Genomic DNA, 16,025 nt, shown 5'->3' with positions numbered 1-16,025 from the left:
ACCTTTAGAAGAGGGTATAAGAGCGCGGGAGGTCGGCAGGGTCCCTTCACCGTCTGCCGCACCTCGATCACAATCAGTCCTTCAGACTTTCTTCGCGCAGACCATCCGCCAGCAGGTTCAAGCCAAGAACCAGCGACAGCAATGCCAGCGCGGGCGGCAGTGCGGGATGTAGATAGATCGACAGAAGCTTGCGCCCCTCGTTGATCGTCGAGCCCCAGTCCGGGCTTTCCGGTGGCAGCCCCAGCCCAAAGAAACCCAAGGTTCCAAGCAGGATGGTCGTGTAGCCGATGCGCAGGCAGAAATCGACGATCAGCGGACCACGCGCGTTGGGCAGGATTTCCCACAGCATGATGTACCATGGACCCTCGCCGCGCGTTTGGGCCGCAGCCACATAGTCGCGAGTTTTGATGTCCAGCGCCAGTCCGCGCACGATGCGGAACACGGTCGGTGAGTTCACGAAGACCACCGAGACGAACACCACCAGAATACCGCCTGGAATATCGAACAGATCAAGGTAGGTCGGGAGACCCCAGATGCGGTAGCTGTCGGTGTTGATGATGTAGCCACCGGTCGAAATCAGCGACAGGTAGAGCCAGAGCGCAACACCCAGAACCCCGATCAACAAAGGCGTTCGAAAACTGGGACGCGTATAGAAACGCGAATTCAGCAGAACGCCGAGGAAGATGATCGGGAACACGAACAGGATCGCGGCCATATAGTTCGGCACGCCGGTCGCTACGATCTCGGGCGTGACCAAAAGGTAGAACAGCAAGATCACGGGAAAGGCCAGGATCAGGTTCGCGAGGAATGACAGGAGCGTATCCAGACGCCCGCCATAGTAGCCTGCGGGTAAACCCAGAGTGATACCAACCATGAAGGCAAACATCGTCGCCAGCGGCGCGATCTGCACGACGATCCAGGCACCTTTAACCATACGGCTAAAGACGTCGCGCGCGAGGTTATCTCCACCCAGCAAATACCAAGCGTATTGACCGTCCTCCAGATTGGGAAGCGGGGTGCCCGGCACCTTGTTCTTCATGCCTGAGACCTGCGACAGCGGATCGTGGGTTACGATCAGATCGAGTGCGCCAAATATGCCGGTGAACACCCAGAACATCACAAGGCCAAAGCCGATCATACCAATGGGGCTGTCGAACAGCTTGCCGTATAGGCCCAGCTTGCGCTTGAACGCAATCGACATCGCATAAAGGATGATCAGCGACAGCCAGACGGGCAGAAACTGCTGAGAGATTGCGCCGATGATGCCAGCACTGGTCCCCATCAGGATGCCAAGGACAATGTACGCCACCGCAATTCCCACACTTGCCAGAAAGCTATATCGCAGCGCCGATTGTATCAGGATTCTCAGGCCAGAGCTCGAACTGAGCGTCCCATCGGCATTCACAATCATCTGATCTTCGGGCAGCACGATACTTGCCAGCATCCAGACAACGATGGACAAAAGCATCAGTCCCAACGCAAGCATCAACAGCGGGTTCAGGAAGGCGATAGAGCCGGTCCAGGTAAGTGGTTCCATGATCTATCCCTCCTTACGAAATGCGGATGCGCGGGTTGAGGTAGACATAGCCGATATCCGAGATCAGCTGCGTCACCAGCACCACAAAGACCGACACGACCGAGATCGCCAGCAGAAGCTGTATGTCATTGTTGCCCGCCGCCTGTACAAGCGCCCAGCCAAAACCCTTGTAGTTGAACAGGGTCTCGACGATCACGACACCATTCAGCAGCCATGGGAACTGCAGCATAATGACAGTAAAGGGCGCGATAAGCGCGTTGCGCAGCGCGTGTTTCATGACGATATTCGGGAATGACACGCCTTTCAGACGCGCCGTCCTGATGTATTGCGCCGTCATCACCTCGGTCATTGAGGCGCGGGTCATCCGGGCGATATAGCCCATCCCGTAAAGCGCGATGGTCAGAACTGGTAGGAAGAAGTTCTCGAACGTCGGGTTCTCCATCGCTTGCGTGGCGGTGCCTTTGAACCATTTCAACCCGACGGCGGAGGATGTGAAGATCGCTATGAAGATAACGCCCGAGACGTATTCTGGCGTCGCCGTCGTCGTGATGGCAAAGGTTGAAAGCGTCCGGTCAGTGGCCGAACCTTCCTTCATCCCGGCCAGGATGCCCAGAATGAGTGCCGAAGGGACCATCAGCAGCATCACCCAGAACATCAGCCGTCCGGTCAGTGCCAGCCGGTTGCCAACAACGGTAGAGACCTCTTCCTTGAAGACAGTTGAATATCCCCAGTACCCCTGCAGGATACCGCAGAAATTCGGAGATTCCTCGGCAGTTTTGCCTGGCAGGATACATCTGCCCTGAACGGTACCGTCCTCATTCGTGTGTCGGAACGAGGGCAGGACACCCAGCCATTCACCGTATTTGATCGGCGTGGACTGGAGGTAGCCGTTTTTCTCTAGATAGCTTTCGACCTGTTCATCAGACATCCGGAAATTGCCCTGCGTCTTCGCAAGTTTTTCCAGGTTCGGATAGAGATTGGTAAGGAAGAAGACCAGGAATGTCAGGCACAACGCTGTAAGCAGCATAATCCCCACACGCCTTAGAATAAAAAGTCCCATGTTAGCCCCTGTTGATCGGCTGGCGTGACAGGCATTTCGCCCCACGCATTGCTATTATTCTGGTCGCCGTATTGAGGACGAAGGGCCGCGCCAGATTGGCGCGGCCCTTGTAGGTTTCGGCTTAGGAAGTCAGGCCGAACTTATAAAGCTGCGGCAGGTCCGCAATGTGCTTTTCGACACCGACCATATTGTCGCGGTGGTGACGCATCGCGGTCCGCCAATAGGGCTGGATGACCACGCCTTCGTCGATCATGATCGTCTGCAGCTTCGCCATCACCTCACGGCGCATATCGACATCCGCGATCGAGTTCGCCTCGGCCAGCAGCTTGTCGAACTCTTCGTTGGCAAAACCAGACTCGTTCCAAGCGACACCCGACTTATACGCCAGTGCCAGAACCTGCGTGCCCAGCGGGCGGTGGTTCCAGTTGGTCGAGGAATACGGGTACTTGGTCCAGTCGTTCCAGAATGTCGAACCGGGCAGAACCGTGTGCTTTGCCTTGATGCCCGCATCGTTCAACTGAGCCACTACCGCAGCCGTGGTATTGCGACGCCAGTCATCGTCGATCGACTGCACTTCGTGCTCGAAATCGCCCATACCCGCTTCGTCCATCAGCGCCTTTGCGCCTGCCGGATCGTAAGGGATACGCGTCACAGCCGAGTCGTACTCGGGGTGCATCGGGCCTACATGACAGTTGTCGGCAGTGATGCCGTAGCCGGACATGCCAAGTTCAAGGCAGACGGCGTTGTCAACTGCCATGGCGAGGGCCTGACGGACCCTCTTGTCGCCGTAGATCTTGTTGCCATCGGCGTCTTCAGCCAGCTGGTTGGGGCGAATGACAATGGTAAAGCCCGATGGGATTTCCGAGCGGACAAGCCCAATACTGTCAAAGATGTCGACAAACTCGCCAACCGATTCCCAGTTCATATCGATCTCTTCGGCCTCATAGGCGGCCAGGAAAGCAGCAGGGTCAGTGCCATAATCGATGAATTCGATCCGGTCGATATAGCCGCCTTTACCAGCTTCGTAGCCCCACCAGTCAAAGCCTTCGTTGCGGACCAGAACGCCCTTCACGCCGACCTCATGGCTTTCGGGCATCATGAAACCCGTACCAACTGGGTTGGACAGCATATCATTTGCATCAAAGCTGCTGTGTACGATTGCACCCGGGTAATCTGCCATGCCGGGGATGATCGTGATATCCGGCGCGTTGCACTTCAGCTTGACTGTATGCGAGTCGACAACGGTGATGGCGCCATCTGCGGCTTTCTGAGTGCTCTCATCCATCAGTGAGGCCATGCGCGAGGCCATCGAGTTCCCTTCCAGAGACCCGTCGCACCAACCTTCGATATTGCGAGCTACGTCTTCGGCAGTGAAATCGTCACCATTGTTCCACTTCACACCTTTGCGGACGTTCAGCGTGTATTCAGTGGCGTCATCATTGGCTTCCCAGCTTTCCAGCAACATGGGTTTGAACGAGCCGTCATTATTGTATTCGACAAGATATTCCAGCCAGCCAGCCGTGAAGGTTGCGATCTGCGTCCAGTCATATGTGCGCGGGTCTTTCAGTGCGCGCACTTCCATTTGATAGCGGATGGTGCCGCCACGCTGAGGTTCGGCAGCGGCTGCCGGTGACTGCAGGCCAATCATGCCATATGCCGTCGGTACAGCAACGCCCAGCGCGGTTACACGGGCCAGAAATTCACGACGGCTCAGATTGCCCTCACGATATTCCTTGGCGTGCATCTCTGCCGCCCAATGCATCGGCTTTCCGTTGATTGTCTGGTTTTCCATAGATGTCTCCCTGTGACACATAATTTTTTTAGATTTCGTGTTTCTGATTGATAGAGCCGGGCACTACAGGGACCGTTTAGTCTCGGTTGGTAGGGCCACGGGCTTGGATTTACGATTTATCAACATCCCCATAGCCGCATTCGGCACCAGTTTTTTCCCTGCGTCAATGTTGGAAATCGTCATAGATGGTACAAAAACGACATCCGGGCAGAAAGTGAGGTTCGGAAAGTTTCAATGTGAAAGGAAACGAGACACGTTGTGACGGATAGATGGATACATATCTATCTCTCACCATGGTGCTGATTAAGGCGTTGTTATATTGGGCTTTATCGTATCCGGCGGCTGCAACCTTCAACGCGCTGCGTCAAGGTGATGCCAGAACTTCATGCGCGCACGGAACCATGTGCGTTGACGCTTGGCAAACTGACGTGTCGCGATCGTCGCTTTTTCGCGCGCCTCATCCAGTGTCATGCGGCCGTCCAGGTAGCCCATTAGCTCCGGAACGCCGATCGCTTTACAGGAGGGAAAAGAGGGGTCATAGCGATCGCGCATGGCCTCCACTTCCTCTATAGCTCCTTGGTCCAACATCAGGTCGAACCGTCGGTTGATGCGATCCAGCAGCCAGTCTTTTCTGGCGTCGAAAACAATCGGTACCGTGTTTTGAATATCCAGTATCGGGGCGGGTGTGTCGGCCTGCCAATCCGAAAGGGATCGCCCGGTTGCGCTCTGAACCTCCCAGGCGCGCTGAACACGCGCGCGGTTTTGGGTGTCGATCCTCTGCAGGGTCAGACCGTCCAAACCCGCGATCAGTTCTTGCAACGGCAACTTATCCGCGTGTTCCCGGATTTCCGGCGGGGTTGCAGGGATATCGGCCATCCCCTCGGTCAGAGCTGTGAAATACAGACCGGTCCCTCCGACGATTATCGGACGAGGGCGTTGCGACAGCATCGGCGTGACCTCTCGCAGCCAATGACCAGTCGAATAGGTCTGGTCATAGGCAACATGCCCATACAAACGGTGCTGTGCGCGGGCCTCATCCTCGGGCGAGGGTCGGGCCGAGATAATACGCCAGCAGTCATAGATTTGACTGGCATCGGCGTTGACAATCACGCCTCCGAAACGCTCGGCGATCAACAGCGCCAGCGCCGATTTGCCCGAGGCAGTGGGCCCGGCGATCAATACAGGTTTGTCATCGGGAATCGACGGCAAATGCGCCAAAAGCCGGTTCTCAGAGTTGTCGGCCATGACTGGTTGCCCCGTTCCTGACTATCCGCATTGAACCTGCGGAGGTTTTGCTTCATTTTGCGCCGGAAAATAACCCCGTGCCAGCCCGGAGCGCAACATGAGCCTTTCCCCTTCCGTCGAGACCACCGAGACCCCAAAAACAACATATGACCGAGTCATGTTGAAGATTTCCGGCGAGGCGCTGATGGGAGATCAGGGATTCGGACTGCATCCGCCCACCGTTCAGCGCATCGCGCAAGAGGTCAAATCGGTTCATGATCTTGGTGTTGAGATTTGCATGGTCATCGGTGGTGGCAATATCTTCCGTGGTCTGTCTGGATCTGCGCAGGGGATGGAGCGTACGACAGCCGACTACATGGGCATGCTGGCGACTGTCATGAACGCGCTGGCGATGCAATCCGCGCTGGAGGGGGTAGGGGTCTTTACACGTGTGATTTCGGCCATTCGGATGGATGAGGTGTGCGAGCCCTACATTCGCCGCCGTGCTGTTCGTCACCTTGAGAAAAAGCGGGTTTGCATCTTTGCCGCAGGAACCGGGAACCCCTATTTCACCACCGATACCGCTGCGACTCTACGCGCTAACGAAATGGCGTGTCAGGCGATCTTCATGGGCAAGAACGGTGTGGATGGCGTTTATGACAAAGACCCCAAGGTACACTCGGATGCAGTGCGCTATGATCAGGTTTCCTATGACGATGTTTTGGCCAAGCGGCTGCGCGTGATGGACGCATCGGCCATAGCGTTGGCGCGCGACAACAATCTGCCACTGATCGTTTTCGGTCTGGATGAGCCCGGCGGGTTCCGCGGCATCCTGGCGGGTGAGGGGACTTATACCAAAGTTCAGGGCTAATGCTGATTTGAACAACACTGAGCCGGGCATCTCTGCCCGGCATTTTTGTACTCAAAAACAAACTAAGCCCCGCGTGGGCCAATGACGTCGTCAGTGCACGCATTGCGTGGCGGCAAAAAATACTAATAACGCAATCACTTGACCCAACCTTCTGCCTCTGGCTATCTGGCCTGGTCTGCTGGTGGTGATGGGGCCATCATGGGGGCTGCCGTCGATCCCTACCCGTTTCAAGGACCTGCGGCTGGGCTGGAAGACCTGCCTTGTTTTCGGGGATGTCCGGACTTTGCGCGGGCAACGACCCGGACTGTAGTGCATGATAAGGGAGAGAGATGCGATGGGCGCTCTTGATATTGAATTCGTTCGGGCACAGTTCCCGGCCTTTTCGGAACCCAGTCTTCAAGGACAGGCCTTTTTTGAGAATGCAGGTGGATCCTATACCTGCAAACCTGTGCTTGATCGGTTGAGCCGGTTCTACACCCAGCGAAAGGTTCAGCCCTACGCGCCCTATGCGGCGAGCCGTGCGGGGGGCGTGGAAATGGACGAAGCACGAGCGCGACTTGCCGCGATATTGGGGGTGGAAACAGATGAGCTGAGCTTTGGCCCTTCGACGACGCAAAACACCTATGTACTGGCTCAGGCATTCCGGCAGTGGATGCAGCCGGGCGAAGCGATTGTCGTGACCAATCAGGACCACGAAGCAAACTCGGGGCCCTGGCGGCGATTGGCCGATGAAGGGATCGAAATTCGGGAATGGAAGATTGATCCGGAGAGTGGGTCTTTGAACCCGCAAGATTTGGAGAATTTGCTGGACGAGAAAGTGCGGCTGGTGTGCTTTCCGCATTGCTCGAATGTCGTTGGGGAAATCAACCCGGTCACCGAAATCACCGCAATCGCCCATGCTGCGGGTGCTTTTGCCTGTGTCGACGGGGTTTCTTACGCACCGCACGGGTTCCCCAATGTCGGTGATCTGGGCCCTGATATCTATCTGTTCTCCGCCTACAAAACCTATGGCCCGCATCAGGGTTGCATGGTTATTCGACGAGCTCTGGGTGAATTGCTGCCCAACCAAGCGCATTATTTCAACGGCGACACTCTTTTCAAGCGGTTCACACCAGCCGGGCCTGACCATGCTCAGATCGCGGCCAGCGCAGGCATGGCGGACTATGTGGACCTGCTTTGTACCCATCATGGCGGACCGGAAGCAGGAGCTTCGGCACGGGGGTCCTTTGTGCATGATCTGATGCGGGAACACGAGGTCGCTTTATTGCAACCTCTACTGGACGCGGTCAAAGACCGGAACGCTCTGCGCCTGATCGGACCGTCTGATGCCAGTCGGCGCGCACCGACGGTAGCGTTAAGTCTGAATAAGAAGGCCGAGCCTGTTGCTGCCGAGCTTTCCAAACACGGTATCATGGCAGGTGGCGGTGATTTCTACGCACATCGCCCGTTGCAAGCGATGGGCGTTGACGCAGAACAAGGGGTCTTGCGCCTTAGCTTTACACACTACACCAGTCGACAGGAAATTGATCAGCTTTTGGAGGCGCTTGACCGCGTTTTGTGATCCAGTTTCTGCGGCGCTTCGTAGTTCGAAGAAAACATGGGGCGGACATGGATTTTGATCATTCTCCGATCATTTTGTGGTTCAGGCGCGATCTTCGGTTAGGAGATCATCCGGCGCTGAGCGCGGCGGTGCAATCAGGTCGACCCATCGTGCCCGTATTTGTTCTAGATCATCAGGTTCAGACTTTGGGTGCCGCGCCGAAATGGCGCCTTGGTCTGGGCCTTGACGCTTTTGCCGGCAGGCTTGAGCAGCTTGGCAGCAAGTTGATACTTCGCCAGGGTCAAGCACTGGATGTTCTTTGTGAACTGGTCAGAGAAACTGGGGCAGGCTCCGTATTCTGGACGCGGGCTTATGATCCAGAGGCGATCAACAGGGATACCCAGATCAAGGCTGCTTTGACCGAACAGGGTATCCAGGCACAGTCTTTTGCTGGCCTGCTTTTGTTTGAGCCTTGGACGATCGCCACCAAAACCGGCCAGCCGTTTCGGGTCTTCACTCCGATGTGGCGATCAGTGCAGGGGCGCGAAGTCTCTTTGCCCGAGCCCGCGCCCACGCGGCTTATGACGCCGAAAACCTGGCCTGCGTCCGATCAATTGTCTGATTGGCGACTGGATCGGGATATGCAGCGCGGGGCCGCAGTGGTCCGCCCGTTTGTCCACCCGGGCGAAAATGCAGCGCTGGACCAGTTGGATGCGTTTCTAGAACGTATTGATCAGTATCGCGAACAGCGGGACCAACTGGATCAATCTGGAACCTCTGATCTTTCAGAATACCTTGCACTGGGCGAGATCGGGCCGCGTACAATCTGGCATCGGGTGCAAATCGCCGACCAAACCGGGGCGCATGGTGGTGAAGGCTATCTGCGTCAGCTTGTGTGGCGTGAGTTCGCATATCACTTAATGTACCACTGGCCGCATCTTCTGAGTGCCAATTGGAAGCCTGAATGGGACGCATTCCCTTGGAATACTGATCCCGACACGCCCGAAGTGCGCGCATGGCGCCAGGCAAGAACCGGAATTCCGCTTGTTGATGCCGGTCTAAGACAAATGTATGTCACCGGACGCATGCACAATCGGGCTCGGATGATTGTCGCGAGTTATCTGACAAAGCATCTGATGACGCATTGGAAAATCGGCGCCGACTGGTTCGGGGATTGCCTGATCGACTGGGACCCAGCTGCAAATGCGATGGGATGGCAATGGGTGGCCGGTTGCGGCCCTGATGCCGCACCGTATTTCCGTATCTTCAATCCCGACACACAGCGCGAGCGGTTTGATCCAAACTCAGGTTATGTGCGTCGCTGGATTGCCGAGGGCCAATCCGAGCCGCCATCCACCGCGCTGGCCTATTTTGATGCCGTGCCGCGATCATGGGGGCTTTCTCCTGACCAGATGTATCCCGCACCGGTGGTGGGGCTGAAGGAAGGCCGCGCCCGTGCGTTGGGCGCGTATAATGCCAGAAAAGACCAGTAAGGAACTGAAAACTTGCCAGAAACCGAATCCCGTCCTAGCTTTGACCCGCAACCGCAGAGGGGAGAGCGGATGTTCCTGACGAGCACCGAAGGGCAGGAAAACCTGCCGAGATATTTTACACAAGTCTTCAAGATGCTGAAGAGGATGGAGCGCGGCCGACTTGACATCGCGCTGCCCGACGGACGCATTTTCCGCGCGGATGCGCCACAACCAGGCCCCGTGGCACATGTGGACATCCACGACCCGGACGTCTTTTCCCGGCTGGTGCGCGAGGGAGAGCTGGGCTTCTCGGACGGCTACCTTGAAGGCGATTGGAGCACACCGGACCTACGCAGTTTCATGGACCTCGTGCATCTGGGAACTGAGACGGTCTACGATGATTTTACCGGACAGTTTCTAGTGCGAGCCTATGAAAGACTGCGGTTCTGGTTGCATCGTAACAATCGGTCACAGGCGAAAAAGAACATCTCGTATCACTATGATCTCGGCAATGATTTCTATGGCCTGTGGCTGGATGACACGATGACCTATTCCAGCGCCATATTTGAAACGGGTCAGGAAAGCCTCGAAAAGGCGCAAACTGCGAAATATGCCAGCCTAGTGGATGAAATGGGGGCCAAACCGGGGGATCATATCCTTGAGATCGGGTGCGGCTGGGGTGGGTTCGCCGAATATGCCGCGAAAGAGCGCGGGCTGCGCGTCACCGGGCTGACCATTAGCCAAGAGCAGTTGAAGTTTGCTAGAGAGCGAATTGAAAAAGCGGGACTTTCTGATCTCGTGGAGTTCAAGCTACAGGACTACCGCGATGAGCAGGGTCAATATGATGGAATTGCCTCGATCGAGATGTTCGAGGCGGTCGGTCAGAAATATTGGCCCGCATATTTCAACACGGTCCGTGATCGGTTGAAGCCGGGTGCCCATGCCACTTTGCAGATCATCACGGTCGCGGATCATCGTTGGGATATTTACAAGAACGGCGTTGATTTCATTCAGAAATACATCTTTCCCGGCGGGATGTTGCCAGCACCGTCTATCCTTAGAGATCAGATCGATCAGGCGGGGTTGACCGTTGTACGCTCAAAAGAGTTTGGCAAAAGCTACGATCTGACCCTGCGGCGCTGGTACGAGACCTTCAATGCCAAGTGGGATCAGATATCGGAGATGGGGTTTGATGAGCGTTTTCGCCGCATGTGGAATTATTATTTGACCGCATGTGGCGCAGCCTTTGACACCGGTAATTGTGATGTGACACAGATCACGATAGCCAAACCCAGTTGAAGAACGGAAAAATCGAATGCCTACAGCCTCACGTCTCGTCGCCGCGTTGTGTCTGCTGGTGATCGCGTTCCTTGTGACGGGCATGATCATCGACAACGGGGAAGAGGGTAAGGACTATGGTTATTTCACTTACGTGAACATAATCCTGGGTTGGATCTGCGGCTGGGTTGTCATGGGTAAACGTGCTGGCCGTGGCTGGACCGCGGCCGTCAACAACGGTTTAACCGGTGTAGCGGCGCTGGTGTTCTGGGGGCTGTTCGTTCAGGGCACCTACGAGATGTTCAGTCAGGCGATGCGCCATCGGTTTGGTGGTCCGTTTGAGGCTCTGCTTGCCATCTTTCAGATCGGGATTGGCTATGGTGAACAGCTTCTGGCACCGGAAATCCTGCTTACGCTGGGTTTTGGTGCTGTTCTCAGCGGGATACTTACCGAAATTGCTTTTCGCCGCTGGCGTTAAATCTGATCTGCCAATTCGGGGCCTCTGCTTTGTCCAATCTGTTTTTCTATGGCACTTTGCGCCATGTCTCTTTGCTGGAACTCGTCATGGGTCGCAGCGCAGGCGATTTATCGGCGATGCAGGCTGTTTTGCCGGATCACGCCGTATACGCGGTTCAAGATCAACCCTTTCCAATGATTGTCACCGAAAAGGGCAGTAAGGCCAGTGGCGTTCTGGTGCAGGGCCTAGGTGACGTCGAGCGTAGTCGATTGGCCTACTATGAAGGCGGTTTCGAATATGAACTGCGCCCGGAGACAATCGTGACTGAGGATGGAAAAGAACATCAGGCCTTGGTGTTCTTTCCGGATACTGAGATTTGGAAAAAAGGCGCACCGTGGGATCATGAAACCTGGATCAGGGATTGGGGTGCGCTTTCGGTGTTCGCGGCAGACGAGGTGATGGCCCATTATGGAAGAGTCGATGCCTCGGACATCGTGCGCAGCTTTCCAGCCATAAGAACACGCGCCTGGGCCAGATTAGCGGCAAGACAACGTGGAGCGGGGGATGAGCGGAGCGTTGCGGATGACGTGATCGTTCATGACCGCAAGCGCGCCTATGTCAACTATTTTGGGATGGATGAAATTGAACTGCAGCATCGTCAGAATAACGGCGAGATGAGTCCGGTGCTGCATCGCAATGGATTGATGCAAGGGTCCGCTGTGGTCGTCCTACCTTATGATCCGGTGCGCGATACGGTGTTGCTGGTAGAGCAATTCCGCGCGCCCGTGTTCCTGATCGACGACCCCGAGCCGTGGATGTGGGAGCCTGTGGCTGGCATGATCGACCCGGGCGAAACACCTCAGCAGGCGGCCACCCGCGAGGCCATGGAAGAAGCGCAGATTTCACTATACCAACTGGAATATGCAGGTGGTGCCTATTCATCCAGCGGATCGTCAACAGAATATGTTTATCTCTATGTCGGTCTTGGGGATCTGACTAGTACGGTTGAAAGCGGTGGCCTCGCTTCGGAAGGTGAGGATATCCGCAGCAGAATTCTGCCGTTTGATGAATTCATGAGCATGGTAGATGCTCATGTTTTCAAGGATCTGCCGCTTCTAACTCTTGCTTATTGGTTGGCGCGGAACCGCGATCGACTGCGCGCTAAGTGATCCCTGCTTGTGATCGCGTCAGGGCACCTGTAAATCTGCTGCAATACCATATGACAAGAGGATGCCATGCGCATTGCACGAGACCTTGCCGACGCTGTCGGTAAAACACCTTTGATCCGGCTGCGTCGCGTCAGCGAAGAAACGGGATGCGAGATTCTCGGCAAGGCCGAATTCATGAACCCGGGTCAGTCCGTCAAAGACCGTGCTGCGTTGTTTATCATCCGCGATGCGATAGCGCGCGGTGATCTGAAACCCGGCGGCACGATTGTTGAGGGCACGGCCGGGAATACCGGCATCGGTCTGGCGCTGGTTGGTGCCTCGATGGGGTTCAAGACGGTGATCGTCATTCCTGAAACCCAATCCGAAGAGAAAAAGGATATGCTCCGCCTGGCGGGGGCTCAGCTTGTGCAGGTGCCTGCGGCGCCGTACCGTAATCCCAACAACTTTGTGCACTATTCGCGCCGTCTGGCCGAGCAGTTGGCTCAAACCGAACCAAATGGCGCGATTTGGGCCAATCAGTTCGACAATGTCGCCAACCGTCAGGCACATGTGGAAACCACTGGTCCCGAAATCTGGGAGCAGACCGGCGGTAAAGTCGATGGCTTCATCTGTGCCGTTGGATCGGGTGGTACTCTGGCCGGGGTGGCCGAAGCGTTGCAGCCCAAGGGTGTCAAGATCGGTTTGGCTGATCCGATGGGGGCGGGGCTCTATTCCTTCTACACCACTGGTGAGATCGCGATGGAGGGTGGTTCTATCGCAGAAGGTATCGGACAGGTGCGGATTACCAAGAACCTCGAAGGGTTCACACCTGACCATTCCTGGCAGATTACCGATAGCGAAGCGCTGCCCTATATCTTCGATCTGCTGCGCGAAGAGGGTCTGGTGATGGGCGGGTCAACCGCGATCAACATTGCCGGTGCCGTCCGTTTGGCGAAAGAACTGGGGCCAGGGCACACCATTGTTACGATTTTGTGTGACTACGGCACCCGCTATCAATCCAAACTGTTCAATCCTGAATTCCTGCGTGAAAAGGAACTCCCCGTGCCCGATTGGATGACCGATGCGCCGCGCAGTATTCCTGGCGTGTTTGAGGACGTGTGATGCTGCAACAGGTCCGCCTGTGTCTGGTTCTGGTGCTATTCTGCTTGATTGGGTTGGGCGGGATCGCCTCTGCCCAACTTACTGACCGGCAGAGCGAGTATTATCAGGGCTGGGTCAGCACGGCGGACCGGGCGGAATCTGTTATTCGCGCGAACCGTGCATCCAACGCAGCATTAGAGAATTTGCGTTCGGAAATAAATGAGTATCGCGAAGACTTTAACAAAGCCCGAGGTGCCAACACCGATCGTATTCAGACGCTGGAAAGCCAACTCAAGGCGCTTGGCCCAAAGCCGGCTGACGGGGAAAGCGAGGCCGAAGACATTGCCAAGCTGCGCGCGCAACTCGAAACCCAGCTGAACAGTTTGCGTGTTCCCCGCATCATCTCGGAAGAGGCTTTCAGTCGCGCGAATGGGCTGATCAGCGAAATTGATCGGATCGTCCGGGACAGACAAAAGAAAGAGATGCTGAAACGCGGGCCATCGCCGCTCAACCCCGTCTATTGGGGACCAGCCTGGGTCGACATCAAAGAGGCGACGCACAGTCTTATTAACGAAACCATCGAAAACTTGCGCTCTGATGTGGTGCGCGAACAAATCCGCGAGCGCGGTCTTGGCATTCTCGTGCTGTTGGTTGTTTCAGCAGTTCTATTGCTGTTTGGGCGCAAATGGTCCGAGAACGGCGGCGAATATCTCCGCTCGCTAGGAGGTAGCGGCAGCGGGGTCTGGACCTTTATTGTCTCGCTGTTGCGCATTCTATTGCCTTGGTTGGGCGTGTTGGCGTTGGTCACCGCCGTCGTGCTAACTGGCGTGCTGGGCCTGCGCGGTACACTTTTGTTCCAGCAAATCCCCTATTGGGCCGCGATTATCTTCTATTTTGATTGGATCGGCCGGCAGGTCTATCTGATGGGAGCGGCGCAGAACTTCCAAAGACTGTCCGCAGGCAAAATCAGAGAATTGCGGGTTTATATCGACCTGTTGGCGGTCATGCTTATTCTGCATGAGCTGGCGCAATTGTTCGAGCAGATCGAGAATATCTCGGACGCGACCCGTGCCGTTGTTGGCTTCCCGATCGTTGTGGTTTCGGCCCTTCTTCTGCTGCGTGTGCGTCAGGTCCGGCAATCAGAGCCTCAGCAAGAACAGACAGACCAGGAAGCTACCCGCCGTGGCGCAGGGTTCAGCCAATTGGTCGAGTTCCTGCGGCGCGCCTTGTTCATGCTTGGGATTGCGACTCCGATCTTGGGGGCCTTCGGATACATCAACGCTGCCGAAGCTATCGTATTTCCTGCCATCAAAACGCTGGTTCTGATTGCAGCTCTGGTGATCGTGCAGCGATTTATCGGTACAGTGTATGGCTGGCTTTCGGGGCAGGGCGACGCCGCGCGCGATTCACTGTTTTCGGTTCTGGTCGGGTTCGCGCTTGCCATTCTGGCGTTGCCGATATTGGCGCTTTACTGGGGCGCGCGGCAGACGGATCTGCTTGAAGCTTGGTCGCGATTGTTGCTGGGGTTCGATATTGGCGGGGTTACGATTTCACCCAGTAACTTCCTGACGTTCGTTGCCATTTTCGCCATTGGCTATACGCTGACCCGTTTGCTGCAAAGCGGGCTGCGCAATTCACTGCTGCCGAAGACCAGCATTGATCCCGGCGGGCAAAATGCCATCGTGTCGGGTACCGGATATGTCGGAATTTTTCTGGCGGCACTGGTCGCCATCATGGTTGCCGGTTTTGACCTGTCCTCGCTTGCGATCGTGGCGGGTGCTTTGTCGGTCGGCATCGGTTTCGGTCTTCAGACCATTGTATCGAACTTTGTCTCAGGGATCATCCTGCTGGTTGAGCGTCCTATCTCCAAAGGTGACTGGATCGATGTGAACGGGATGATGGGATATGTGCGCGATATCTCAGTCCGGTCGACGCGGATCGAGACGTTCGACCGGACGGATGTGATCGTTCCAAACTCGGACCTGATCAGTGGGGTGGTTACGAATTACACCCGGGGCAATACGATTGGCCGAGTGATCGTGCCTGTAGGCGTCGCCTATGGTACCGATACCCGCAAGGTCGAAACTATTCTGGGCGAGATCGCAAACGGGCACCCGATGGTTCTGGCCAATCCCGCGCCCAGCGTAGTGTTCCAGGGCTTCGGTGCAGACTCGTTGGATTTCGAAATCCGCGCGATCCTGCGGGATGTGAATTGGGTGCTGTCTGTCAAATCCGACATGAACCACGAGATCAATCGCCGGTTCGTTGAGGAAGGCATCGAGATCCCGTTCGCGCAGCGTGACCTGTGGCTCCGTAACCCTGAGATGCTGACGGGTCAGTCCGATCCGTCCAATGATGCTTCTGCCGTGGATGACGACCTATCACCCCAAGCGCCATCGACAAAACCAGTGGACATGACAGCAGACGATCTGGACGCGGCAGGGGATCAGGACGGCGAGGGCGACAACCACTGAGCGTGATGCGATCGGCATTTTCCCGCAAATGGTTATCGGACTGTTTCATTTTGATGTAGTCTGAAGTCATT

Annotated in this window: 12 protein-coding genes; 8 read left to right on the top strand and 4 right to left on the bottom strand. The window is 56.0% G+C overall.

What is annotated here, in order from left to right:
• Positions 1-73 precede the first annotated feature (73 nt).
• The 4 genes from ACR0MP_RS06460 to miaA all read right to left on the bottom strand — a co-directional run bounded on the left by ACR0MP_RS06460 (position 74) and on the right by miaA (position 5,634).
• Complete coding sequence (locus ACR0MP_RS06460) at positions 74-1,537, bottom strand: ABC transporter permease subunit (RefSeq protein WP_170393300.1); 1,464 nt, start codon at positions 1,535-1,537, stop codon at positions 74-76.
• A 13-nt stretch (positions 1,538-1,550) separates the two neighbouring features.
• Positions 1,551-2,597 (bottom strand): ABC transporter permease, encoded by a 1,047-nt coding sequence (locus tag ACR0MP_RS06455; protein ID WP_170393299.1) that lies wholly within the window; start codon positions 2,595-2,597, stop codon positions 1,551-1,553.
• 121 nt (positions 2,598-2,718) lie between these two features.
• Positions 2,719-4,389: an ABC transporter substrate-binding protein gene (locus tag ACR0MP_RS06450; protein ID WP_170421255.1), complete on the bottom strand. Its 1,671-nt coding sequence runs from the start codon at positions 4,387-4,389 to the stop codon at positions 2,719-2,721.
• 351 nt (positions 4,390-4,740) lie between these two features.
• Complete coding sequence (gene miaA / locus ACR0MP_RS06445; RefSeq protein ID WP_170405309.1) at positions 4,741-5,634, bottom strand: tRNA (adenosine(37)-N6)-dimethylallyltransferase MiaA; 894 nt, start codon at positions 5,632-5,634, stop codon at positions 4,741-4,743.
• A 97-nt stretch (positions 5,635-5,731) separates the two neighbouring features.
• On the opposite strand from miaA, the gene pyrH reads away from it, so the two are divergent.
• From pyrH to ACR0MP_RS06405, 8 genes are all read left to right on the top strand, one after another.
• On the top strand, positions 5,732-6,484 hold the full coding sequence (gene pyrH, locus ACR0MP_RS06440) for a UMP kinase (protein WP_170405311.1): 753 nt from the start codon (positions 5,732-5,734) through the stop codon (positions 6,482-6,484).
• A gap of 334 nt (positions 6,485-6,818) precedes the next feature.
• Positions 6,819-8,045, top strand: a complete 1,227-nt coding sequence (locus ACR0MP_RS06435; RefSeq protein WP_170405314.1) for an aminotransferase class V-fold PLP-dependent enzyme — start codon at positions 6,819-6,821, stop codon at positions 8,043-8,045.
• 47 nt (positions 8,046-8,092) lie between these two features.
• Positions 8,093-9,517: a cryptochrome/photolyase family protein gene (locus ACR0MP_RS06430; RefSeq protein ID WP_480886007.1), complete on the top strand. Its 1,425-nt coding sequence runs from the start codon at positions 8,093-8,095 to the stop codon at positions 9,515-9,517.
• Between the two features lie 69 nt (positions 9,518-9,586).
• Complete coding sequence (locus ACR0MP_RS06425) at positions 9,587-10,795, top strand: SAM-dependent methyltransferase (RefSeq protein WP_170393292.1); 1,209 nt, start codon at positions 9,587-9,589, stop codon at positions 10,793-10,795.
• Positions 10,796-10,811: 16 nt separating this feature from the next.
• Positions 10,812-11,252 carry a TrgA family protein gene (locus tag ACR0MP_RS06420; protein WP_480886005.1) on the top strand — a complete coding sequence of 147 codons (441 nt, stop codon included), beginning with the start codon at positions 10,812-10,814 and terminating at the stop codon, positions 11,250-11,252.
• A 29-nt stretch (positions 11,253-11,281) separates the two neighbouring features.
• Positions 11,282-12,400, top strand: a complete 1,119-nt coding sequence (locus tag ACR0MP_RS06415) for an NUDIX domain-containing protein (protein ID WP_480886004.1) — start codon at positions 11,282-11,284, stop codon at positions 12,398-12,400.
• Between the two features lie 66 nt (positions 12,401-12,466).
• Positions 12,467-13,501 (top strand): cysteine synthase A, encoded by a 1,035-nt coding sequence (locus tag ACR0MP_RS06410; RefSeq protein WP_170393289.1) that lies wholly within the window; start codon positions 12,467-12,469, stop codon positions 13,499-13,501.
• The gene (locus ACR0MP_RS06405; RefSeq protein WP_480886002.1) at positions 13,501-15,954 is read left to right on the top strand and encodes a DUF3772 domain-containing protein; all 2,454 of its coding nucleotides are present in this window, start codon (positions 13,501-13,503) and stop codon (positions 15,952-15,954) included. The genes ACR0MP_RS06410 and ACR0MP_RS06405 overlap by 1 nt, the downstream gene beginning before the upstream one ends.
• Positions 15,955-16,025 lie beyond the last annotated feature (71 nt).

The organism is Ruegeria sp. K3 (assembly GCF_056531845.1).
This window is presented reverse-complemented; position numbering and strand designations above follow the sequence as displayed.

Bases quoted from the DNA above. Each gene is read 5' to 3' on its own strand.
- ACR0MP_RS06430 (WP_480886007.1), top strand. From the start codon at position 8,093: ATGGATTTTGATCATTCTCCGATCATTTTGTGGTTCAGGCGCGATCTT.
- ACR0MP_RS06420 (WP_480886005.1), top strand. From the start codon at position 10,812: ATGCCTACAGCCTCACGTCTCGTCGCCGCGTTGTGTCTGCTGGTGATC.
- miaA (WP_170405309.1), bottom strand. From the start codon at position 5,634: ATGGCCGACAACTCTGAGAACCGGCTTTTGGCGCATTTGCCGTCGATT.
- pyrH (WP_170405311.1), top strand. From the start codon at position 5,732: ATGAGCCTTTCCCCTTCCGTCGAGACCACCGAGACCCCAAAAACAACA.
- ACR0MP_RS06455 (WP_170393299.1), bottom strand. From the start codon at position 2,597: ATGGGACTTTTTATTCTAAGGCGTGTGGGGATTATGCTGCTTACAGCG.
- ACR0MP_RS06450 (WP_170421255.1), bottom strand. From the start codon at position 4,389: ATGGAAAACCAGACAATCAACGGAAAGCCGATGCATTGGGCGGCAGAG.
- ACR0MP_RS06405 (WP_480886002.1), top strand. From the start codon at position 13,501: ATGCTGCAACAGGTCCGCCTGTGTCTGGTTCTGGTGCTATTCTGCTTG.
- ACR0MP_RS06410 (WP_170393289.1), top strand. From the start codon at position 12,467: ATGCGCATTGCACGAGACCTTGCCGACGCTGTCGGTAAAACACCTTTG.
- ACR0MP_RS06435 (WP_170405314.1), top strand. From the start codon at position 6,819: ATGGGCGCTCTTGATATTGAATTCGTTCGGGCACAGTTCCCGGCCTTT.
- ACR0MP_RS06460 (WP_170393300.1), bottom strand. From the start codon at position 1,537: ATGGAACCACTTACCTGGACCGGCTCTATCGCCTTCCTGAACCCGCTG.
- ACR0MP_RS06425 (WP_170393292.1), top strand. From the start codon at position 9,587: ATGTTCCTGACGAGCACCGAAGGGCAGGAAAACCTGCCGAGATATTTT.